19 protein-coding genes and 2 pseudogenes are annotated in these 20,630 nt (G+C 61.4%); 13 read left to right on the forward strand and 8 right to left on the reverse strand.

Annotation, left to right across the window (positions count from 1 at the left end; translation table 11 throughout):
• Positions 1–150: 150 nt before the first annotated feature.
• Entirely contained in the window at positions 151–1,164 is a 1,014-nt protein-coding gene (locus QRN25_RS25475; RefSeq protein WP_285022260.1) for a pyridoxamine 5'-phosphate oxidase family protein, read from the reverse strand.
• Positions 1,165–1,325: 161 nt separating this feature from the next.
• Here QRN25_RS25475 and QRN25_RS25480 point away from each other — a divergent pair, with 161 nt between their 5' ends.
• Complete coding sequence (locus tag QRN25_RS25480; RefSeq protein WP_285022261.1) at positions 1,326–3,461, forward strand: TonB-dependent siderophore receptor; 2,136 nt, start codon at positions 1,326–1,328, stop codon at positions 3,459–3,461.
• A 564-nt stretch (positions 3,462–4,025) separates the two neighbouring features.
• On the opposite strand, the gene QRN25_RS25485 is transcribed toward QRN25_RS25480, so the two are convergent.
• From QRN25_RS25485 to QRN25_RS25495, 3 genes are all read right to left on the reverse strand, one after another.
• Positions 4,026–4,739 carry a hypothetical protein gene (locus QRN25_RS25485; RefSeq protein WP_285022263.1) on the reverse strand — a complete coding sequence of 238 codons (714 nt, stop codon included), beginning with the start codon at positions 4,737–4,739 and terminating at the stop codon, positions 4,026–4,028.
• Positions 4,739–5,197 carry a hypothetical protein gene (locus QRN25_RS25490; RefSeq protein ID WP_285022265.1) on the reverse strand — a complete coding sequence of 153 codons (459 nt, stop codon included), beginning with the start codon at positions 5,195–5,197 and terminating at the stop codon, positions 4,739–4,741. Before QRN25_RS25490 ends, QRN25_RS25485 begins: the two co-directional genes overlap by 1 nt.
• Positions 5,198–5,451: 254 nt before the next feature.
• Positions 5,452–5,682, reverse strand: coding sequence for a hypothetical protein (locus tag QRN25_RS25495; protein WP_285022266.1), 231 nt, complete (start codon positions 5,680–5,682; stop codon positions 5,452–5,454).
• A 118-nt stretch (positions 5,683–5,800) separates the two neighbouring features.
• Between QRN25_RS25495 and QRN25_RS25500 the strand changes: the two genes are divergently transcribed.
• From QRN25_RS25500 to QRN25_RS25520, 5 genes and pseudogenes are all read left to right on the forward strand, one after another.
• A complete protein-coding gene (locus tag QRN25_RS25500; RefSeq protein WP_285022267.1) occupies positions 5,801–6,424 on the forward strand; it encodes a YbhB/YbcL family Raf kinase inhibitor-like protein in 624 nt (207 codons plus the stop codon).
• A gap of 6 nt (positions 6,425–6,430) precedes the next feature.
• Positions 6,431–6,925: a nucleoside deaminase gene (locus tag QRN25_RS25505; protein WP_285022268.1), complete on the forward strand. Its 495-nt coding sequence runs from the start codon at positions 6,431–6,433 to the stop codon at positions 6,923–6,925.
• Positions 6,922–7,546: pseudogene (locus tag QRN25_RS25510) on the forward strand (SOS response-associated peptidase family protein). The gene QRN25_RS25505 and the pseudogene QRN25_RS25510 overlap by 4 nt, the downstream one beginning before the upstream one ends.
• A gap of 34 nt (positions 7,547–7,580) precedes the next feature.
• Positions 7,581–7,847: pseudogene (locus QRN25_RS25515) on the forward strand (transposase); the annotation flags it as partial.
• 365 nt (positions 7,848–8,212) lie between these two features.
• Positions 8,213–9,376: an extracellular catalytic domain type 1 short-chain-length polyhydroxyalkanoate depolymerase gene (locus tag QRN25_RS25520; RefSeq protein ID WP_285022271.1), complete on the forward strand. Its 1,164-nt coding sequence runs from the start codon at positions 8,213–8,215 to the stop codon at positions 9,374–9,376.
• 205 nt (positions 9,377–9,581) lie between these two features.
• On the opposite strand, the gene QRN25_RS25525 is transcribed toward QRN25_RS25520, so the two are convergent.
• A complete protein-coding gene (locus tag QRN25_RS25525; RefSeq protein WP_285022273.1) occupies positions 9,582–10,229 on the reverse strand; it encodes an N-formylglutamate amidohydrolase in 648 nt (215 codons plus the stop codon).
• A gap of 14 nt (positions 10,230–10,243) precedes the next feature.
• Here QRN25_RS25525 and QRN25_RS25530 point away from each other — a divergent pair, with 14 nt between their 5' ends.
• From QRN25_RS25530 to QRN25_RS25545, 4 genes are all read left to right on the forward strand, one after another.
• Positions 10,244–11,182, forward strand: a complete 939-nt coding sequence (locus tag QRN25_RS25530) for a transglutaminase family protein (protein ID WP_285022275.1) — start codon at positions 10,244–10,246, stop codon at positions 11,180–11,182.
• A 5-nt stretch (positions 11,183–11,187) separates the two neighbouring features.
• The gene (locus QRN25_RS25535) at positions 11,188–12,003 is read left to right on the forward strand and encodes a transglutaminase-like domain-containing protein (protein WP_285022307.1); all 816 of its coding nucleotides are present in this window, start codon (positions 11,188–11,190) and stop codon (positions 12,001–12,003) included.
• The gene (locus QRN25_RS25540; RefSeq protein WP_350224270.1) at positions 11,996–14,020 is read left to right on the forward strand and encodes a M3 family metallopeptidase; all 2,025 of its coding nucleotides are present in this window, start codon (positions 11,996–11,998) and stop codon (positions 14,018–14,020) included. The genes QRN25_RS25535 and QRN25_RS25540 overlap by 8 nt, the downstream gene beginning before the upstream one ends.
• 469 nt (positions 14,021–14,489) lie before the next feature.
• Positions 14,490–14,753: a hypothetical protein gene (locus tag QRN25_RS25545; RefSeq protein ID WP_285022279.1), complete on the forward strand. Its 264-nt coding sequence runs from the start codon at positions 14,490–14,492 to the stop codon at positions 14,751–14,753.
• Between the two features lie 862 nt (positions 14,754–15,615).
• Here the strand turns inward: QRN25_RS25545 and QRN25_RS25555 are convergent.
• On the reverse strand, positions 15,616–15,849 hold the full coding sequence (locus tag QRN25_RS25555) for a hypothetical protein (RefSeq protein ID WP_285022282.1): 234 nt from the start codon (positions 15,847–15,849) through the stop codon (positions 15,616–15,618).
• An 841-nt stretch (positions 15,850–16,690) separates the two neighbouring features.
• On the opposite strand from QRN25_RS25555, the gene QRN25_RS25560 reads away from it, so the two are divergent.
• Both QRN25_RS25560 and QRN25_RS25565 read left to right on the forward strand, forming a co-directional pair.
• On the forward strand, positions 16,691–17,467 hold the full coding sequence (locus tag QRN25_RS25560; RefSeq protein WP_285022284.1) for a hypothetical protein: 777 nt from the start codon (positions 16,691–16,693) through the stop codon (positions 17,465–17,467).
• A 248-nt stretch (positions 17,468–17,715) separates the two neighbouring features.
• Positions 17,716–17,967 carry a hypothetical protein gene (locus tag QRN25_RS25565; protein ID WP_285022286.1) on the forward strand — a complete coding sequence of 84 codons (252 nt, stop codon included), beginning with the start codon at positions 17,716–17,718 and terminating at the stop codon, positions 17,965–17,967.
• Between the two features lie 10 nt (positions 17,968–17,977).
• Here QRN25_RS25565 and QRN25_RS25570 read toward each other — a convergent pair whose 3' ends face one another.
• The gene (locus QRN25_RS25570; RefSeq protein ID WP_285022287.1) at positions 17,978–18,889 is read right to left on the reverse strand and encodes a histone deacetylase family protein; all 912 of its coding nucleotides are present in this window, start codon (positions 18,887–18,889) and stop codon (positions 17,978–17,980) included.
• Between the two features lie 167 nt (positions 18,890–19,056).
• Positions 19,057–19,437 (reverse strand): winged helix-turn-helix transcriptional regulator, encoded by a 381-nt coding sequence (locus QRN25_RS25575; protein ID WP_285022290.1) that lies wholly within the window; start codon positions 19,435–19,437, stop codon positions 19,057–19,059.
• Positions 19,438–19,528: 91 nt separating this feature from the next.
• On the opposite strand from QRN25_RS25575, the gene QRN25_RS25580 reads away from it, so the two are divergent.
• Positions 19,529–20,590: an SDR family oxidoreductase gene (locus QRN25_RS25580; protein WP_285022292.1), complete on the forward strand. Its 1,062-nt coding sequence runs from the start codon at positions 19,529–19,531 to the stop codon at positions 20,588–20,590.
• Positions 20,591–20,630: the final 40 nt, after the last annotated feature.

Consider the following 20,630-nt stretch of genomic DNA (forward strand, 5'->3'; position numbering starts at 1 on the left):
ATCCGACGCCAGACGGCCAGTATCGGGCGTTTTGGGAAAGGCTGCTGTGCGCGCAAAATTGCCAAGGCTGAAGGGGGGCCTCTCTTACGGTGATCGCCGAGACTTACCGGCGCGAGTGAATGTCGGGTCTCGCATGTGAGAAGCCCATCGTCAGTACAGATTGTCCTTGTAGTCCTTCTCCAGGCCCTTCTGCATCAACGTGCTCATCCCCGGGACGGCAATGCTGGCACGCGCCAGCGCGGCGGCCCAGCCTCGGTTCCTGTTGAGCTTGATATGCGCGATGAAGAGCTTGGTCGGCTCGATGCCATTCTCGGGTATCACCGGCCAGAGTGCCGCTCGCTTCAGGGCGGCACTTTCGCGCAGTTCAAGACCAGCGATCTCGACGCCGATCGCCAGCGACGGGACTTTGCCCTGCACCGCAAAGCGTTCGCGAATGGCGGGATCAGTGGTGATACGTGCCCTTCCGTGAACCCTTGTGGCGCTGGTAGAGCCAGGCACCAGCAACGCCAGCGCAACTCGCGGCTGTTCGATGATGTTGCGCAAGCTGTCCATCCGGCGGTTCCCGGGGCGATCGGCGAACCACAGGGTGTCGTGCTCCAGTTGGACCATGCCCCCCGCCGGATCGCCTTTGGGGCTGAGGTCGGCCAAGCCCCGCGCGCTCATCGATGCGAGGGCGACGAAACGGACCGCATCGGTGAACAGTGCCGCTTCGCGAGGCGTCTCCACACTGGCCGCGTCCCAGAACCGGGAGCGGATCATGGCCTTTGCGCAATGGCCGTAGCATTCGCAGACCTCGATCTGCACCGCGCCGTCCTTCAGCCCCGATACCCGGCCATTGATGCGCAGCGTCTCGCCGACACCGGGCAGCAGGCACAGGGCGCCGACGTGCGCGCCGATCACGGCCAGCGCGGGATTGTCGAGCATGGCCGAAGGGATGCGCAATGTGCGTGCGTCTCCGCCCGCGAACCCGGCGACGCCTCCAGCCAGCGTCACCCTCAGGCCTTCCGCGCTTCCGAAACCCAGGAAGGCCAGGGGAGAGCGTGAGAGCCAGGCAAGCGCGCCGGTATCGAGATGATCGATGACCTTGAGGTGCATCGCTGGTGGGGTCTGTCCCACAATGGCTTCCAGCGCTTCAATGGAGGCGATGTCGGTGGAACCGGTCATGCCTAAAGTCTCCCATTTTTTGAACGAAGGATCTGGGCCCGCTGACATCCGCACAGCAGGACAGCGGTCCCGGAGCATGGGGCGGAGAATAGAACCGTTGGCGATATTATTGCAACTGATTATCATTATATGATACGAGCCGGCAAAATTGTGGGGGAATCATGAAGACATTCGCGCTGCTGAGCCTTGCGGTATCTGCCGCAGCCACCGCTTCCAACGCCAGGGCGCAGGAAACCGAGCCGGGCAGTCAGGATCCGATCCTCGTCACCGGCATGCATCTGGAAGCACCGGTAGTGGCGGGGAAGACCGCAATCCCGACGCTGGAAACGCCGCAAGCCATTTCGGTCGTCTCCGCCAACGACATCGAGGCGCGCGGTGTTACCCGCCTGTCGGAAGCGCTGCGTACGGTCGCGGGTGTCTCTCGCAGCACGACTTACGGATTCTACGATGCCTACACGATCCGCGGCTTCGATGCAGCCTATGGCAGCGTCTATCTCGACGGTCTCGTTAACGAGGCCGGCGTGGGCTTCAATCAGGAACTCTCGGCGGTGGAACAGGTCGAGGTGCTCAAGGGGCCTTCGTCCATGCTGTTCGGGCAGGCGCCGCTAGGCGGCCTCATCAATCTGGTCAGCAAGCGCCCGCGCGAGGATGCGTTCCTCAAGGTCACGGCGTCGACCGGTTCGTGGAACCTGATGGAAAGCACGGTTGATGCCAATGCGCTGCTGAATGCCGCGGGCACCTTGCTGGGACGGATCAACCTCACTTATCGCGATGCCGACAGCTTCGTGCGCAATGCCGGCATCAACCGTATCTTCGTGGCGCCTGCGATCACCTGGCGGCCGGGCCCGGATACGACCCTGACCGTGCTGAGCCGTTACCAGCGCGACCATGACAGCCCGATCTCGCCCATTCCCGCTTACGGCACCGTACTGCCGGGCATCGTTTCCATCCCCGACGACTTCGCGATCAACAATGCGGGCAGCCAGCGCGTCGTCAACAATCGCGACCGGATACAGGCAGGCTACATCTTCGACCATCGCTTCAGCGAGGCGCTGAACTTCTCGCAGACCCTGCGGTACACGCGTCGCAAAGAATACTGGAACCGCTGGATGTTCGCGGCCGGCTTCATCGATGCGGACGGCAACTATTCCGATGAGCCGACCGACACCATCGGCCGCTATTTCTACGGGCCCTACAATGCCACCGACAAGGACTTTGCGGTGGACAGTCGTTTCACCGGGAAATTCCGCATCGGCGGCATCACGCACGAGTGGCTGGGCGGCATCGACTATCGCCAGAACCGCAGCACCTATTTCAGCGCCGGTGATTACGATTCCACGCATTTCCCGCTGAACATCGCCAATCCCGACTACGACGAGGTCTACGATACCAGCTTCGTGCAGGGCGCGCCCGGCGGAAGCAAGGCGCACCAGACCGGGATCTACCTGCAGGATCACCTGAAGTTCGGAGATTTCGCTACCCTGACCCTCGGCGGGCGCTACGACTGGGCGGAAGCATCCGGGCAGAAGGACGATGCCTTCAGCCCGCGGATCGGAGCGACTGTGAAGCTGGCGACCGGCGTGAATGCCTATGCCAGCTGGTCGAAATCGTTCCTGCCCCAGCTCTACAGCCAGCAGGTCGTAGGCTTCGATGCAGACGGCAATCCCATCGGCGGTCCGGTTCCGCCGGAGCGCGGCAAGAACATCGAACTGGGCGTCAAGTTCGCACCTGACGGCGCGCGCCTCAGCGGGAGCCTCGCCATCTATCAGCTGACCCGGCAGAATGTCACCACGTCCGACCCGGTCTACCTCGACTTCTCGGTCGTCACCGGAGAACAGCGCGCGCGGGGCGTCGAGGCCGAGATGCAATGGCAGCCGATCAATGGCCTCAGCCTCAACTTTGCCTACACGTTCACCGATGCCATGGTGACGAAGGACAACTTCTTCAGCGTCGGCGCGCCGCTCTCCAACGTGCCCCGGCACAACATCGGAGCCTTCGCGCAGTACGAGGTGCAGGACGGCCCGCTTGCCGGCCTGGGCGCGACGCTGGGCGTCAGCTACAACAGCAGGCGCAACGGCGACATCTATTCGGTCAACCCGGACGGGTCGGTGCTGCTCTGGTTGCCGGCCTATACCCTGGTCGATGCGGGGCTTACCTACAGGGGTGACGGCTGGGGCCTCCAGCTGACCGTCGCCAACCTGTTCGACGAGCGCTACTTCCCGGACACGGGTGGTATCGACCGCGTGACCCCCGGCAATCCGCGCAACTGGAGGCTGACGCTTTCACGCACGTTCTGACATGGGGCCATTCAGGCACCTGCCGGAGCTGCTTACCGCATCCTGACGCCGGCACCCTGCGTGTCCGATGACATTTAGTTTGGCCTGGAATCGCAGGGATTCCGGCTTGTTTGTCACGAAACGAGGCACTTAATTGGCCCGATCTCGTTATTCCGGGCACTTAACTGGCCCTTCAGAAATTTTCCTTTCGTTTCAGTCTCACGGTTCTCCGGTTGAAAATACTCACATTGAGATTGAAGACTTGATTCAAACAGGCGATCTGGGCGCGTCATCACAACATCATCAGTTCTGTGATGCGTGGCTGGTCTGCCAAGGCAGGGGGCAACATCGCGATAACGAAATCGCACCCAAGTTTGTGGAGGTTTCGACCGCCACGACGCTAGATTTTGTAACGCAAGGATTTAACCGTGATAGCCGAGCCGTGGTCTGCATTGACTAAGACGGAGGTGCCACTGCATTCTCTGCACTTGATGTGCTGCCGGCCACCCTGTCTAGGTTAATCCGGTCCATTTCGAAGGATTATCTTTTCAGGCGATCGATACCGAAGCTGCCCAGCCGCGTCGTTTATGTCATTTCTATCCAGAGATGACGCAAGCGTATTGGCGCAAGGCCGTTGGATCGTGAATTGTTTGATATGAACGACCCGGTTCTCGCGGTGGCATCGTGCGTGTTCAAGCTGACGGCGTTTGCGATGCTCCACAACGCGACCTTGGCCCTTGCCAGGACGCGGACCCAGCGCTCAATCCGCTTGTGCCAGTCAGGGATCGTGTCTCTTTGAACGTAGCCGATCATAACAGCGAGTTCATAATCGCTACCGTGGAGGCCTTGTTTGAAACGCTGCACCCCACCTGTGGTGTTGCTGATCCGGTGGAGGTATTCTCGCCGTTCACCTGCTGTCGGCTTAGGCAAGCGCTTGCACTCGATCGGCACCAACATTTTGTAGTGGCTGTGGCTTCGTCCATTTATTGAGATGACCGCCCCTTTTGGGTGGACCGCAACGTCAATTTTTCGCCGCCCGTCTTTACCGGAATCTGGCTCTTCCTGTTTGAACTGGAGCATGTCGAAGCCAGAAGCCATCGTGCAGGCGCTAGTAAGAAAAGAGGTCAACTGTGCGCTAAGAGCATTCTCTCCGTCGATCGGCGGGCGCCCAGGTTCATCTCGCCAGAGGGGTAATTGGATCAAGATGAAGTCGATAACGGCATCCAGCCAAGATCCAGGCCTATGCAGAGTCGGTGTGAGCATGCCCATCGAAACCGTGGGCTGGTTATTTGCGAGCATCAGAAGCCCTGTGCTCGCAAATCGTTCAGCACTTCATCGGCATCGCGCAGAGCCGTCGAGGAGAGCCAGTACCTAAGCCGATCTGGTTTCAGGAGGAATATGAACTCTCCGTCATAGATTCTAGCAACCCGGCTCATAGCTAGTGATTGACCGCGATTGACCCGCAGAAGGTGATCAAGGCGACCGGCCAATTCCTCAGACCCTGACCAATCGACCTTTCCGTCACCGAAGGTGAAGGCAGTGCAGGTGATGCCACTTCGCGTATAAGTGCCGGCGCTCTGTAAAGGTTTCTTGGGATAGAAGGCGTTTATCTGGTTAGTAAATACCTTCGCAAAAGCTTCAATCTCGCTACGCCCATTTGATGTGGCGAGGGGCGAAGCACTGCCGAGACGAACGTAGTCGAAATAGTATCGCGTGACGTCATCAGCGACTAGAGCCTCGTTGGTGCTGAAGGTCAAATCTGCGACGATTCCTGCAAATTTGCATCAAGTCGCTCTCGAGGGTGCTGCATTCGCGCCTGATACAAGCACCTCCCGGGTAGCCGGACACGAACCGCCTGCAATCACTATTGCGATTGAATTGCAGTAGTGATTAAGAGCCGCGCATGGTTGGATTGTGATCAGATCGGCGCTTGCGACATCCAGCACGCGTGCTGGAGCAGGAGAAAAATCCGTGCATCGTCAGTAAATTCGGATGCCCGTTGGGACCATCCTTAAGCTTGTGCGTTACCGAAGCGATGCCTGAAATCGAAAACTCCCTTCTCGTCGCCGCCAATCGCCTGCACCATCGTGGCTTCACGACGCCGATCATGTACTGCCGAGACCAGGACGTTCTGGTGGGCCGGATCGAAGGCATAAGGGACGAGGTTTCCTGGCGCACTGTTGATCTCGTGGCCTTCAAAAGCGCGTTTGTCGCCCATGTTGATGCCTACCTGCAAAGGCATGACCGGACGGTCCATGCAGACCAAGCAACGGGGCCTGTTCGTCTGATGTAAGGGCCGCGTGCGGCGAACCATCGAGAAGGCCGGAAGTCTCATCGCCCGATGAGGAAAGGATGACGAAATGCTCGAACACGTACCTGCCTGGCTGGGGAGCTTGCTCAAGGATGTCCGCGCCGGACACTCGAAACTGGCAATCGTTCGCGAAGACGTGAATGATCGCCTTTTTCCTCTGTCGAGTCCCGCATTCGCAGACGGTCAGCGCCTCCCGATCAGGTTCACTGCCGACGGGGAGGGCGTTTCACCGCCGCTGAGCTGGGGACCTCTACCAGCAGGGACAGCATCTTTGGCGCTACTTGTCGAGGATCCCGATGCACCGGCCCCCAATCCGCTGGTGCATGGCCTTGTCTGGAATATCCCGCCCGATGTTGGAGGGCTGCCCGAGGGTGCGGTCATGCCCGACGGGAATGGCGCAGCGGACGGCAGCGACGTAGGCCGAAACAGTTATCTGGCGGAAGGCTGGCTGCCGCCAAATCCTCCCAAGGGCCACGGCGTACATGACTACGTATTCCAGCTTTTCGCGGTCTCCCACATCCCAGTTGTTGGAGCAAACCCGGGGCGCTCCGCGTTTCTCGATGCGATACATGGCAAAGTCCTGGCCGCTGGCTTGCTGATCGGGACCTACTCCCGCGACGAGCCGGCAAGTTCTGGTACGGCCGGGGCTGGCCTGCGGCCTGCGGGCGTCTAAGCCGCCATGTTCGACGACAACGACAGAGCCTGGATGCGTGCGGCCATTCAATTGGCAAAAACGAAAGGAACGACGCCGCGGGACACGCCGATTGCGGCCATCATTGTGCTGAATGGTCGCGAGCTCTCCCGGGGGATTAATATGACCGACGAGACTTGCGACGCCACCGCCCACGCCGAAATGGTGGCTTTCCGCAGAGCAGGGCCGGCGCATGGCGACATGGACCTTCGCGGCGCGACGCTATACTCGACCCTTCAGCCGTGCGGAATGTGCACGATGGCCTCGATCTGGGCCAAGGTCGGTCGCATAGTCTATGGCGCGGGTCGCGGCGACGTTCACCAGATGTATTTCGAGGATCGTCACCTCGACACGATGGACTTTATCAAGGACGCATTTCGTGACGACCTTGCTCTCGAAGGCAGATGTTTGCGAGCGGAATGTGCCGCGCTCTACTTCGCGCCGGGCGACGAGGTTCCGATGGAAAAACAGGGCAACATTTGAAATGCGAGGATGGCAAGCACCAGTGCATCTGGGGATCGGTCGCCGAGCTCTTCAGCGAGCGCCCGCGCGACAACCGCTTCGATCCTCAAGAGCTTCGGCCCAAGGGAAGAGCGTACGTCGTCCGCGAACAGCACGGGGTGCGGGCATTGGACATAATGAATTGGGACGTCCTGGGGGGGGCAAGGCGTCGTATCCGATGACCAACGTGCGCAACTTGTCGTTGCGGCAGTGAAAGAGGGGCGCCGAGCGGCCGAAAAACCGTTGCTTGGTGCCGCTTACCGAATTCTGCGAATTTACGCCGCAAAAGCACGATCTTGGCGACGGCAAGCCGCCCCTTAAAGGCGAGATGTGGTTTTCGGTTACGGATCAGCCTGTCTTCGCCGTGGCCGGGTTCTGGCAGCCCACGGCGCAGGAAAATGGGTTCACCATGTTGACCTGCAATGCCAATTCGTTGGTCGAACCGATGCCCCCAAGGCGATGGTGACGATCCTCGATCCTCATGAAATAGATATCGGGCTGCGCGGATCCTACGAGCAAATCGTTTCTCTGCAGCGACCCTTCGATGCCGCAAGGATGCAGGTTCGCGGGCCGGTTTTTCCGACACGCTCTGCGCAGCGGTAGAATCGGCTCCGCCCCGAACCACAGGTCCCTGCGCGGTGCATGCTGTCCCGGCTTCCTGAACCCGCGCAAAACTGTCGGGAAGGCGCTGTTCTCAGTGATTCAGAAGCGTGGATCGCCAGCGTCAGCACCCGCCGCCTCGCCGAACCGGTGCAGGCGATGGGCATTACCGGGATATCCAAGTCCTCAATGTCGAAGCTGTGCACGGACATAGACGGGCGCGTACCTGCCTTGCGCAAGCGCCGGCTTGTTGGCGGCTGACCCTGATCTCGCCTTGCGTGCCACCTACCTCAAGGTGCGCGAGCGTGCACACGCAGCTCAACCACGAACGCGGGGTCATCTCGGGAGGCTCGAAGGCAGGATCGCAATGTGTAGCAGATCAGGTTAGATAGCGCTGCGGCATTAGCGGGAGGGCGCTGGGGTCCGGCTTTGATGAACAGGTGCTCGGTGAGCAACGCGGCCTCGGATGCCTCAGCGCGGTGCATCGGCCTTCGCGAGCGCGATAACCATTTGCCGACGCCGCGTCCTCGCAGCTGATCAAACGTCTTAACGCAGGCTAATTTTGCAGCATCACGTCTTGCGCTCGTCCGCTTCTCCTCCATTTATTGTGCAGTGCAGCATAAATTGGCGTACACAGCCGCACAGCGGCCCTGACCCGAAGGAACTGGCATGCGCAAGATATCCGACACGATCAGCCGGCTCGCAGCCCTGCGCGCCGCGAGAGCCGAAAATGGCTTTATCCCAACCTGCAGCCGGCTGACGCCGCTGTCCGATTTCGGTCCAAACCCCGGAGGACTGAGCGGATTCGTGTACATCCCGCATACTCTAGGGGCCAACGCCGCGCTGGTCGTCGTCCTGCATGGATGCACGCAGAATGCCGGGGGCTACGACGTCGGCGCAGGATGGTCGGACATGGCGGACCGGTACGGATTTGCCGTGCTATTCCCCGAGCAGCAGCGCCAGAACAACCCAAACCTGTGCTTCAACTGGTTTGCGCCGGGCGACAATCGGCGGGGCGCAGGCGAGGCGTATTCCATCCGGCAAATGGTTGCCGCCGTCACTGCGCGGCACGGACTGGACCCGGCCCGCGTGTTCGTGACCGGCCTGTCGGCAGGCGGGGCGATGACCGCGGTCATGCTTGCCGCTTATCCGGAAGTGTTCGCAGGCGGCGCGATCATCGCTGGCCTGCCCTACGCATGCGCCACCACGGTTCCGCAGGCATTCGACCGGATGCGCGGACACGGCATGCCGAGCGCCCTGGAACTGACGGCTCGGGTTCGCGATGCTTCGGACCACGCGGGACCGTGGCCCACGCTCTCAATCTGGCATGGTACTGCCGATGCGACCGTGAGCCACGGCAATGCCCAGGCCATCATTGACCAGTGGCGCCCCCTGCACGGTGCGCGAACGGCACCGGATCATGTCGAGACTATCGGCGCCCATACCCGCCGTGCCTGGACCGATGCATCCGGCCGCGAGGTGATCGAGGAATACGCCATCCACGGCATGGGGCACGGCACTCCGCTCGACACCCTGAGCGAAGATGGTTGCGGAGCCAGCGGTGCCTACATGCTGGAGGCGAACATATCCTCGACCCAGCTCATCTGCCGCTTCTGGGGACTGGCTCAGGCAAGCGAGAGAAGGGCTGCCAGTATTGTAACGAAGCCTGCGCCCGCGCCGCGCGAGCAGGAACCGGCTAATGACCTGGTCGGCAATGCAATGCCGCCGATCTTCGCGCGCCGTCCCTTTATCCATGACCAGCATGCGCATCGCACCGCCGGCGTGCGCAAGGTCATCGAAGATGCGCTGAGGAGTGCAGGATTGATGCGATGAGGGCCGTCTCGTTCAGGAGTTGGCCGTCAAGCCATGTGCCCCCGGCTGCGTTCTTGCCCAGGAGCGGGAGGTTCTTTCGCTGAGCCGTCACGCATCGAGGATAATTCAGCGGCTTGTCGTGCCGCATCAGCCAGACGCGTCGCCCACGCTTCTTGTCCGGACGGGTTGCCGACAAGGTCCTGTCGCACCTCGATCTCGGCGTAGCTCAGATTCCGCGCAAACGCGTGGAACGGGATCGTGTAGTCGGTCTCGTCCATGGCGTAAGGAGGTCTGCCTGATCGGCGAGTGCATCGCGCAGCGCGTGGGCGAACCCAGGCCGTCCCGAACCGTGCAGGACCCCGACGTCCCAAGGCCGGTTCATCCCGTCCATTTCGGGCGTGAAGCTGTGCAATGACAGTAGGACCGTCTCCTTGGCGGTAGCAAGCCGGGTATCAAGGAGCGCCGCGATCGCGGCATGATACGGCCCGTGGATCGCGGCGGCCCGGGCATCGCGGGCCCGGTCACTCAGATGTCGGTTTCCGGGAATGGGGGTGCCATCCGAGACCTCCGGGATGGCATCAGGCCGTGCGGGCGAGCGATTGCAGTCGATGACTAGGCGCGAGTAGGGCTGATGCACGAAAGGCGCATCCAGCAGGAGGGCCAGAGCCTGGCCGAGGCCAAATACCCCGATATCGATCGCTATGTGTCGTCTGAAATCATCGGCCTGCAAACCAAGTGATTGCAAGGGAAATGGAACCGTCGATCCTGCATGATCGCCGATCAGCAGGAACGGTGAAGCTCCATCCGCGTTGAAAATACCAAACGGCTCGGGGTCTTGCGGACCCAGCACGCATCCTTTTGCGCGCCAGGTCATCAGGACGTTCCACCATGCCGTTGCTGACAATCCATCACACAACGCTGTATCGCTACCAGCAGCCTGTCTCGCTCGGTGAACATCGCATCATGATGCGGCCGCGCGAGGCGTTTGACCAGCGATTGCTGTCCGCACGCCTGATCATCGACCCTGAGCCCAATGAACTGCGCTGGCTGCACGACGTATTCGGCAATTCCGTTGCCGTCGCCTCGTTTGAGCGCCGCACGGCAGGCTTGACGATTACCAGCGAGACGACACTCGAGCATGCTCCGCTCGCCCAGACGCAGGTGGACGTCGAGAATTATGCGCGTCTGTTTCCCTTTACCTATTCGGCAGAGGACATGCCCGACCTGCTGCGCTCGATTGAGCGCCAGCACCTCGATCCTGAGCGCATTGTCGACAACTGGGCGCGCGCTTTCCTCAAGGACGAGGCAAGCACCGGGACTATTTCCCTGCTGACCGAGATGGCGACCAGCATCAAGCGGGACTTCACTTATGTCCCGCGTCATGAAAAGGGCACCCAGACGCCGATCGAGACATTGAAGAAGCGTCAAGGGACCTGCCGCGACTTTGCCGTGCTGATGATCGAAGCGGTTCGCGCGCTCGGCTTCGCGGCCCGGTTCGTCTCGGGCTATGTCTACAATCCGTCCCGGTCCGAGGGCGTCGTCGGCGGGGGCAATACCCATGCCTGGGTCCGCATCTTCCTGCCCGGCTCCGGCTGGGTCGAGTTCGATCCCACCAACGGGATCATCGGCAATCGCGGGCTCATCCGCGTTGCAGTAGCGCGCGATCCCTACCAGGCGTTGCCGCTGTCGGGCACCTGGTTCGGCCTGCCCGCCAATTTCCTCGGCATGGACGTGACCGTCGACGTGCACCGGGCCGATCCCGACCAGTTCCCTTCAATCGGCCATGGCGCCGTAAACAGCCGGCGCTCCGGCGCTTCAGGAAAGTGACACCCATGCTGATCCGCTGTGGCTACGATATCCGATTTGAAACCGAAACGAAGACCGCGATGATGGCGATGCTCAGCCTTCACCCCTCGCGGCATCAGGACCTGCGCACGCCCCAGCGCCTGCTGGCCGATCCCGACATTCCTCTCTATCAGTTCGAGGACGTCTTTGGGAACGTCGCGACGCGCCTCAGCATACCACCTGGCGGCGTGACCCTGTCCTGCGAATTCGTCATTGAAGACAACGGCGAGCCGGACATGCGTCCTGCCAACGGCCCGCAAATGGCGGTCGAGGACCTTCCAGATTTCGTTATGCCATTCCTGCTGGGCAGCCGCTATTGCGAAACCGACCGGCTCATGGACGTGGCCTGGAGTAACTTCGGGCACTACAGCAATGCCCGCGACCGCGTGGATGCGATCGTCGATTTCGTGCACCGGCACATTGAATTCGGTTACCACTATGCCCGGCCCGACAAGACGGCCTGGAACGGCTATCAGGAGCGTCAGGGCGTCTGCCGCGATTTCGCGCATCTCGCCATCACGCTGTGCCGGTGCATGAACCTTCCCGCGCGCTACTGCACGGGTTACCTGGGTGATATCGGGGTGCCGGCAGCCGACGCGCCGATGGACTTCAGCGCCTGGTTCGACGTCTACATCGATGGCAGCTGGTATACCCATGATGCCCGCCACAACAAACCGCGTATCGGCCGCATCCTGATGGCGCGCGGCCGCGATGCTACCGACGTTGCCTTGACGACGGCGTTCGGGCCAGCGACCCTGGCGCGCTTCGACGTATACACCGACGAGGTCCAGTCCGTTGAATGATCATCTGACAAATGCGCTTCTGCGTCCGTGGGACGGCCCGCTCGGCGCCCCGCCGTTTGCGCTGGTGCGGGCGGAGGACTTCCTGCCCGCGTTGAAGGTCGCGACCGCATGGCACCGCGCGGAAGTGATCGGGATCGCGGAACAGGCAGAAACGCCGACGTTCGAGAACACCATCGCTGCTCTGGAGCGGTCGGGAGAAGCGCTTGGCCGGGTCCGCCGCCTGTTCTGGACACTATCCTCAGCGCACGCAGCGGCGGGCATCCGCGCTATCGAGGCCGAGGTCTCGGCGCTGCTGAGCGCTCATTCCACCGTGATCAACCATAATGCCGCGCTCGCCAAGCGCATCGCTGCAGTCCATGCGTTACGCCATGATGCCGGCCTGACGCCGGCGCAAGTGCGGCTGGTCGAATCCAGTTACGCCGGCGCCCGGCGAAGCGGCGCGGCTCTGGGGGCTGAGCACAAGGAACGCTTTGCCGCAATTCAGTCCCGACTTTCAGATCTCTCCGTGAAGTTCGGCCATAACGTCCTGGCGGCAACCGCCGACTGGATTCTGGATCTTGGCGAGGATGACCTCGCCGGGCTGCCTCCCTCCCAACGTGACGCGGCTGCCGCGCGGGCAGCAGCAGCAGGCGCTCCGGGCCGCTTCCACGTGACCCTTGATCGCACCGACTATGAAAGCTTCCTGAGCTTTTCCACGCGCCGCGATTTGCGGGAAAAGCTGTGGCGCGCCTTTACCGGGCGCTGCAATGGCGGGGAACATGACAACTGGCCCATCATCGCTGAAATCCTGGCGCTCAGGCACGAGCGGGCAATCCTGCTCGGGTACGCCGACCATGCGCATTATGCGCTGGAGGACAGCATGGCTCACACGCCTGCCGCCGCGCTTGCTCTGCTGGAGCAGCTGTGGGAGCCCGGCAAGCGCCGCGCCGCGGAGGAGGCGGCCGAGCTGCAGGCGCTGATCGATGCTGAAGGCGGCGCCTTCACACTCGCTGCGTGGGACTGGCGCTTCTACGCCGAACAGGTGCGCCGCTCCCGCTATGCCCTGGACGGCGCCGCGGTGGCGAAGCATCTGCGTCTGGACGCTGTCCGGCAGGCGGCCTTCGATACGGCTGCCAGGCTTTACGGACTGAGCTTCACGCGTCGCGAGGACATCCCCGGCTATCATCCCGATGTCTGGGCCTGGGAGGTCCGAGACAAGGCAACTGGCCCTGTAGGATTGCTGTTCACCGATTATCTTGCCCGGCCGGAAAAGCACGGCGGGGCCTGGATGGGCACTTTGCGCGTGCAGGAAGCGATGGATGGAGCAGTGCTTCCGGTCGTCTATCTCGTTGCCAACTTCGCGGGTGCGCCGCCGCCGGACACTGGCACCACGCGCCTGTCGATCGACGAGGCGCGCACGCTGTTCCACGAGTTCGGCCATGCCTTGCATGGCCTTCTTTCGCGGGTGACCTACCCCAGCCAGTCGGGCACGGCGGTGGCCCGCGACTTTGTCGAATTCCCGAGCAAGCTGATGGAAAACTGGATCGTCAGCAAGGAAGTCTTGTCCGGGTTCGGCGTGCCCGAGACGCTGATCGAGGCGATCCGCAGTGCACTCAGCTACGGACAGGGTTTCGCCACGACCGAACTCATCGGCTGCTCGCTGATTGATCTGGCCATTCACACCTGCGAGCAAGCTTCTGCAGATCCGCGCGCTTTCGTCGTTTCTGAGCTTGAAAGGCTTGGCATGCCCCCGGCAGTCGGTCTGCGGCATCGCCTTCCCTATTTCACACATATCTTCGACGGCGGCTATGCGAGCGCGTATTACAGCTATGCCTGGTCCGAAACGCTCGACGCGGACGCTTTTGAGGCTTTCGCAGCCTCAGGCGGCATCTTCGACGCCCGCCTGGCAGAGCGGTTCCGTAAAGAGATCCTGAGCGTCGGCGACACCCGTGCTCCAATGGCGTCCTTTTACGCTTTTCTTGGCAGGGCTCCCGACCCCGAGGCTCTGATGCGGGCACGAAACCTGATCGATGTTTGAACTGACGAACTGCACCGAGATGCGGTTTCAGCGAGTGCCGCAACATTCGGCATGACGGTCCGGAAGCGAACCTTGTTGAAGGTTATATAAATAACAGCGCCATGGAGTAGTTGGACGAAGCGGATAATATTCGTGAACGGATCGGACAAAGACTCGATCGCATGTTCTCTGCCCTGGAAGTATTTCGGATCGTCAATCACTCATTCGTTGAGATATATGAGTGTTCAGATTGAGGAGTCATGTCAATACGATTGATCACGAAAACTTTGGGGCACAGCATTTATTGGATCATTGAGCACTTTTGCAGAGGCGGCTCCGACCTCAAGGTTGCCAATTTCTCACCTTTATGCGATTCATGGAGCAGCGGCGCGCTCAAGCATATCCATTTCCAGACCCAGAAAGTCCTGTGCCGCCATCTATACCAGCAGGTCGCCGCTGCGGTTGAGCGCCATCAGGCGGAAAATGCACGATGACCGCGAACCTGCCCGCCGGCTTCGAAGCCCTCGAACCTTTTGCGGCGAACTGGGCCGGCCGCACCGCTGCAGACCGCGCCGCGCTGCGGGGAGCATATCCGCGCGCCGAACGCGCCGCGTTCCATGCGGCTTGCACTCCCCTCATCGAAGGAGGGCGCAAGCAACTCGACGCCAAGCCGCTGCGGAACCTCGACGAGGGAGAGCGCTGCTTGCTGGACCTTTTTCTGAATTATGCCCACATCTCCACATCTCCCTCGTGATCGACGTGCAGGGGGCAGACGAGGACAGGCACCGCCCCCTTCGCGAGGCGATGCGCGTGACGCGTGCCCCGGTCGATTTCTGATCAATTACAACGTGGCAATACAAAGATGGACGTAACCGGACGGATCGTCTTCTTATCCGGGGGCGGAGGTGGGATCGGTGGCGGCACGGCGATGGCCTTCGCCGAGCGCGGCGCAAGGATCGTCCTCGCCGACTTCGGCGTCGGGTTATCTCAGTGATCTGACTGATGAGAATGGGGTCGCCTAGCGCCCCTGCTGCCCAAGCCGGGGCGCCGGGGCCGTCCACGCAAGGTGGATTTTCCCGAGGTAATCCTAAGCTCCCACCGCCTCACCCAGCACGGCGTCTGACTGCTGCTCGAGGCTTACAACGACAGTCCGATCCTCGCCCTCCTGTTTGGGAACGTGCCCGGTATCCTCAAGCGCGAGAAGCGGCTACTGGACCAGGTCACGGTGCTGCAGGCCACCTACGAATACAGCGTCAACCTTGACACCTGCAACTGCGGACTCATGGGCAAACGTGCGGTGCCGACGTCCGCCAAAAAGAGCCAATCCGAAGCGAGACGGCGTCATGGCTGGACCGCAGGGATGTGAGAAATCTTCTCACATCGTCCCGCGAAAGGGAAAGGCGGTGGGCGGGAATTGAACCCGCCGGCTACGCCGCCATGTGCCTCGGTGGAAGAGACCCACACATCGAATCGCCCCACACAACAGTGGCGGCGGCAACTAGCACACAATTAGTGACGCTCAACACCACTGCCCGACATCGAGATTGTAGTGGTGGCGAAAAACGCAGGCCGCTGCCGATCGTTCCTTGCCACGGCCCGCCGGATCGCCCGCAGTGTCACTTGGTTGCGCCTTCAGCGGCGTCGCCGGCTTTGTCCGCGGCATTGCTCATGCTGTCGGCGGCGTTGGTGATCGCGTTGTTCTTCGCAGTCTCGCTGCTAGTGAGTTGGCTCACGAAGAAAACGCCTGCAATCACGGCGAGAAGCACGGCGATCGCGATGACAACACTCGCTCCGGAACTGCGGCGAGTCTCGACGACGGTGGTCGCGTGCGACGGATTGGGATCAGCCATTTACCTCACCTCACATTGCTCTTTGTGCTGCCGTCAACTCCGCGAACCGGCAACGGTTGCACGCGGGCTTTGAATGAATGCCACCCGGAATGATTTAGCCGTTCCAGAACCCCCTTCCGCTGAGCGACAACCCCCGTTATCGCGGACCCGACAAGACTCTTCGAGATGCGAGCAGTATGGGAGGCCTGCCACCCTGTGCGCCAAACCCAATCGTCAGGTGCGCAAGGGAGCAAGTTGCCGGTGAACATTCACGAGCGAGGCTCGGTACGCCTGCATGACCCGGCTCGCCCATTGAGCCTGTTGGTCCGCATTGTTCGGCTCATTCTCCGTGTCGGCGGCGGTGACGATCTGGGTCGATCGAGTAGAGGCATGTTCCGTGGTCATAAGCCGTTTGTGGTGTCGTATCACTGCTTGGTTGCGTGGAGTATGTGGCATTTTCCGAACCGGAAAATGCCGAGGGTATAGATCGGTTCCGAATTCGGTATTGGCGCTTCAGCGCAAGGGCATGGAACGAGGCTCGCGCGCGATGAATGTAGCCGCACGGCCTTTCGCTGGCCTCATCCCCCGCTTCACGCCGACGTCATTATCACTGACTCGATGGCGCGCTTCTCCAAGGCATCAGCGGCAGGCGAGGGCTAGTCTCCTGATGCAGGGTACGACACGATGACGTGGGAAGACCTAGCCGCGCTGCCGGTAGCCAAGCTTGGGCGAGGTGACACGCTCTTGACGTTCGGAGCGTCCTGGCCGCCGCTCAGCAAGCCGCGGCAACTGCTCGACGCATGGGAAGGATTGTAGTAATATAGGGCCGTAAGTGAGGGTCAAGCTGCGGGGGCGGGGCGCAATGGGCACAGCGATTGCAAATCGGCAGTTCTTCGCGGCGGAGACGCGTTTCTTTGCTATCACGGCCATCGTCATGGCGCTCATTAATGTCAGCGCGTTTTCGTTCTTTGCTGCAATGGGCATATCGTCCTTTCGCGCTCCCTTTTCTGTGCATCTCCACGCAATTTTATTCATGGGTTGGGTCCTGCTGTTTGTCTCGCAGGTGTCCCTCGCCGCAACCGGATCGATCAGGCTTCATCGCAAATTAGGGTGGCTGGCCGTTGGCTGGGCTGTGGCCATGGTTGTGGTCGGGACCCTGTCAACGGTATTGAGCGTTCAAAAGGCGGCAGTACCCTTCTTCTTCCTGCCGGCGCAGTTTTTATTGATGAACCCGCTCAGCGTGATGCTGTTCGCGTCTCTTTTGATCGGTGGCGTGGTAAAGCGGCGCGATCGCGAGTGGCATCCACGCCTGATCATATGCGGCATGGCAGCTATCATGGGCCCTTCATTTGGAAGGCTGTTGCCCGCCCCGATGCTGATGTATTCGATGCTGACGGCAGTCTTCATTGGCATGATCGCATTTCCGGTGGCGGGCATCGTGCGGGACAAGCGGCGCTACGGGAAGGTGCATCCCGCGTGGTGGCTGGGCCTTGCTTCACTCCTGCTTCTACAATTGGCCACTGAGACATTGGGCCGCAGTACGATCGCTGCGGCAATTTATGAGCATGTGGTGATCGGAACGCCCGGTGCGCTCGTCCCGCCGCTTATCTACCAATCCCCGCCGTTCCCGACTTCTTAATGGTGTCTCGCTAGCCATGTGAACCGATCCATACGGGACGTTCAGGTGCCAATTGCTTATCCCAAGCTGCGGCCTGTCCGGTTCTGGAAGTGTAGCCCTGCCTTGCTGATCTTTACGCCCATCGCGCTGCGGATGGTACAAAGCAATCGGCCAACGGGACTGACGTCAGGAGGTCGCGGCATTCTGCGGTAGTGCGGGAGAAGGTACTGAACCTTTGCATTCTTGATAATCCGCGATAGGCGCGCTCTATGATGAACATCCCTTGGGACCAGCCCGCAACGCTTATCGATCTGGATGGCAAGACGCCGGTAATCGGATTGATGCTCGAATGCGTTATGCACTTCGCGCTCTTCCAGCCTTTTGCCAAGGAGCAGGCGCGCATCCTTCTGACGCAGCCCGTGTTCCGCGAAGGCCGCAAAACGCGCACTTGGGTTCTCAATCCCGACGAGATCGAAAGGCTGGTCGAGCGGCTCGATGCCGAGAGGAAGGCGGCCCGGTAAACCCGCGCAATCAGGCGACGTCTCTCGCCGCGATGGCGGCGGAAAGGGTGAGGATCGTTCGCGCGTGTCGCAAGGCCACGGCTTCGCGGTCCGCGCCGTACCCACCGCCCAGGGTGCTTGCCAAGGGAATGCCGCGCCGCTTCGCCTCTGTCGCCACATAGCGGTCGCGGCTCGCGAGGCCTTCGTCGGTCAGGGACAGCCGGCCAAGCTTGTCGTCCGCATGGGCATCGACGCCTGCCTGCAGCAAGATCAGGTCCGGCACGAACCGATCGAGGACCATGGGCAGCGATCCGGCCAGAGCTTCCAGATAGCCGGCATCGCCCGTTGCGTCGGGTAGTCCGACATCCAGTGAAGAACGCGCCTTGCGGGTGGGGAAATTCTTCTCGGCATGAATGGACAGCGTGAAGATGTCGCTGCGCCCTGCGGTCAGCGCCGCAGTACCATCGCCCTGGTGCACATCGAGATCAAGGATCAGGATGCGCGATACGTCCCCCTCTTCGATCAGTCTGTTGGCGGCAAGCGCCAGGTCGTTGAAGACGCAATAGCCCGCGCCGGTATCGGCGAGGGCGTGATGGCTGCCGCCAGCGGAATTTGCCGCATATCCGTGCTGTAGCGCCAGCTTCGCCGCCAGCCACGTTCCCCCGGGCGAAAGCTGCGATCGCCGGGAAATCCGCTCGTCGATCGCGAAACCGATCCGGCGCTGCTTGGCCGCCGGCACCACGCAACCGATGACTTGCGCGACATAGGCCGGGTCGTGGACAGCGTCGAGCCATTCTCGCGGCATGACTTCGGGCGCATGGACCGTCATCGGTACGCCGCTTTCGCCCAGCAACCGCATGACCAGCGCATATTTGTCATGCGGAAAAGTGCCCGTGCGCTCGGTCTCGACCGCGTAACCGGGATGATGGACGACATGCAGCATGGCCTCGCAAATAGAGCGCCCTGGCGCGCAGGTCGAGCGTCATTGCGGAGCGCAGGCCCCGACGATATCGGTCGAGGAGCTTTGCCGTGAAAGCCGCAAGCCGCGCCGGATGCAAGCAGTCATCGGGATAGTCAAACACCCGAGCGTTGCAACGGCGGCCACATTTTTCAGGAACGGCGTGAACTCGGGCGCGGGACGAGTTGATCCAGAGCATCGGTATTGTCGCGGCCCCACCCATACAGAAGTTCGACCGGCTCGACGAACCTGCGGCCAAGATCGGTGAGGCTATATTCCACCATCGGCGGTATCGCGCTCTGCACATGCCGGGCCAGCAGGCCGCTGGCCTCCATATCCCTCACCGTCTGGGTCAGCATCTTCTTGGAGATCCCAGGCAGGCTGCGCAGAAGCACACCGGTGCGCGCAGTTCCGCCGTGACGGGCGTGGAGAGTGTGAAGGACCATGCTGGTCCACTTCGTTGCGAAAAGCTCCAGCACGCGGCGGGGCGCGCAATCCTCTCGCCATTCGTCGTCCGACGTTCCGGGCTGCATGTGGTTACCTTTTGGTGCCTGGGTGAGTGAATGGTGCCGTCTAGAAGATGGAGGCGCCAATGCCTAGGTCCCACGCAACAAGGAGATACACATGGCGAAGACGGCATTGGTGGTAGGAGCAAGCGGCATAGTCGGCAGTGCAACAGCGCGGCTTCTGGTCGAACAGGGTTGGACTGTCCAAGGCCTGGCGCGGCGGCCCAATGCTCAATCCGGGGTGCTTCCGATTGCCGCGGATCTGCAGGATCCCCTCGCCACCGCGCAGGCACTGCACGGCATCGTCCCGGACGCGGTGTTCATCACCACGTGGCTGAGGCAGGACAGCGAGGCGGAGAATATCCGCGTCAATTCAGCGATGGTGCGTAATCTGCTGAATGGTTTGTCCAAACCCGGCGGTTCCCGTCACGTCGCGCTGGTTACAGGGCTGAAGCATTACCTCGGGCCGTTCGAGGCTTATGGCAAAGGTGTTCTGCCACAGACACCGTTTCGCGAGGAACAGGGCCGCCTCGACGTCGAAAATTTCTACTACGCCCAGGAAGACGAGGTGTTCGCGGCAGCTGCGCGCGACGGCTTTACCTGGAGCGTCCATCGCCCGCACACTGTAATCGGGCTGGCTGTCGGCAACGCGATGAACATGGGCACGACGCTAGCCGTTTACGCGACGCTATGCCGTGAGACCGGACGACCCTTCGCTTTCCCGGGCTCTGCTGCGCAATGGTCAGGGCTCACGGACATGACCGATGCCGCGCAACTCGCGCGCCACTTGCTATGGGCGGCAGAGACGAATGCGGCGCATGACCAGGCGTTCAACGTCGTCAACGGCGACATCTTCCGCTGGCAGTGGATGTGGAGCCGCATCGCCGACTGGTTCGGCATCGAGGCTGCACCGTTCGACGGCAAAGTTTGGCCTTTGGAGCAGCAGATGGCGGATGATGCAGGGTTGTGGCGTGAGATTGCTGCTCGCGAGGGCCTCACAGAGCCCGATCTCGCGCGCTTGGCCTCGCCATGGCATACAGACGCCGATCTGGGCCGGCCGATCGAGGTCGTGGCCGATATGACCAAGAGCCGGCGTTTGGGCTTCACCGCCTATCAGCCCACCGACGATGCGTTTCTCGCCCTGTTCGAGCGGCTGCGCGCCGATCGGCTGATCCCCTGAAAAGTTCGCCAGCGGCATCACCTCGTCCGATGCCGCTGAC

This window comes from Novosphingobium sp. fls2-241-R2A-195 (assembly GCF_030209485.1).
Lineage (GTDB): Bacteria > Pseudomonadota > Alphaproteobacteria > Sphingomonadales > Sphingomonadaceae > Novosphingobium > Novosphingobium resinovorum.

Coding starts and splice junctions, on each gene's coding strand:
- QRN25_RS25475 (WP_285022260.1), bottom strand. CDS start 1,164: ATGACCGGTTCCACCGACATCGCCTCCATTGAAGCGCTGGAAGCCATT.
- QRN25_RS25480 (WP_285022261.1), top strand. CDS start 1,326: ATGAAGACATTCGCGCTGCTGAGCCTTGCGGTATCTGCCGCAGCCACC.
- QRN25_RS25485 (WP_285022263.1), bottom strand. CDS start 4,739: ATGCTCGCAAATAACCAGCCCACGGTTTCGATGGGCATGCTCACACCG.
- QRN25_RS25495 (WP_285022266.1), bottom strand. CDS start 5,682: ATGCCTTTGCAGGTAGGCATCAACATGGGCGACAAACGCGCTTTTGAA.
- QRN25_RS25500 (WP_285022267.1), top strand. CDS start 5,801: ATGCTCGAACACGTACCTGCCTGGCTGGGGAGCTTGCTCAAGGATGTC.
- QRN25_RS25505 (WP_285022268.1), top strand. CDS start 6,431: ATGTTCGACGACAACGACAGAGCCTGGATGCGTGCGGCCATTCAATTG.
- QRN25_RS25520 (WP_285022271.1), top strand. CDS start 8,213: ATGCGCAAGATATCCGACACGATCAGCCGGCTCGCAGCCCTGCGCGCC.
- QRN25_RS25525 (WP_285022273.1), bottom strand. CDS start 10,229: ATGACCTGGCGCGCAAAAGGATGCGTGCTGGGTCCGCAAGACCCCGAG.
- QRN25_RS25530 (WP_285022275.1), top strand. CDS start 10,244: ATGCCGTTGCTGACAATCCATCACACAACGCTGTATCGCTACCAGCAG.
- QRN25_RS25535 (WP_285022307.1), top strand. CDS start 11,188: ATGCTGATCCGCTGTGGCTACGATATCCGATTTGAAACCGAAACGAAG.
- QRN25_RS25545 (WP_285022279.1), top strand. CDS start 14,490: ATGACCGCGAACCTGCCCGCCGGCTTCGAAGCCCTCGAACCTTTTGCG.
- QRN25_RS25555 (WP_285022282.1), bottom strand. CDS start 15,849: ATGGCTGATCCCAATCCGTCGCACGCGACCACCGTCGTCGAGACTCGC.
- QRN25_RS25560 (WP_285022284.1), top strand. CDS start 16,691: ATGGGCACAGCGATTGCAAATCGGCAGTTCTTCGCGGCGGAGACGCGT.
- QRN25_RS25565 (WP_285022286.1), top strand. CDS start 17,716: ATGATGAACATCCCTTGGGACCAGCCCGCAACGCTTATCGATCTGGAT.
- QRN25_RS25570 (WP_285022287.1), bottom strand. CDS start 18,889: ATGCTGCATGTCGTCCATCATCCCGGTTACGCGGTCGAGACCGAGCGC.
- QRN25_RS25575 (WP_285022290.1), bottom strand. CDS start 19,437: ATGCAGCCCGGAACGTCGGACGACGAATGGCGAGAGGATTGCGCGCCC.
- QRN25_RS25580 (WP_285022292.1), top strand. CDS start 19,529: ATGGCGAAGACGGCATTGGTGGTAGGAGCAAGCGGCATAGTCGGCAGT.